Source organism: Paraburkholderia sp. SIMBA_027 (assembly GCF_046535315.1).
Classification (GTDB): domain Bacteria; phylum Pseudomonadota; class Gammaproteobacteria; order Burkholderiales; family Burkholderiaceae; genus Paraburkholderia; species Paraburkholderia tropica.
Genome location: NZ_JAWRWY010001073.1, coordinates 1 through 255 on the forward strand (window position 1 = coordinate 1; position 255 = coordinate 255).

1 protein-coding gene is annotated in these 255 nt (G+C 69.4%); it reads right to left on the reverse strand.

The window, feature by feature from the left end:
• Nucleotides 1-255 (reverse strand): adenine deaminase C-terminal domain-containing protein (locus SB764_RS42400; protein WP_410867094.1); only part of this gene is annotated, 255 nt, incomplete at both ends.

Below are 255 nucleotides of genomic sequence, written 5' to 3' on the forward strand. Positions count from 1 at the left end.
CGCGAAAGCCCCGCGCCGTCTCGGCAAGCGGCGCTTCGCTCACGAGGCCTGAGAGCGGCAGCGGCAGCAGCGCCAGGATGACGCCATCCTTCGCAACGGCCATGCCGCCGCCTGCTGCGATCACCGCATTCGCCGCCGCCGCCATATCCGCAGTGTTGCCGCCGAAGACCGTCAGGTTGTGGCTGTCATGCGAAACGGTGGTGCAGAAGGCGCCGCGCCATTCGCCCCAGCCGGTGAGGAAGCCTGTACGCGGGT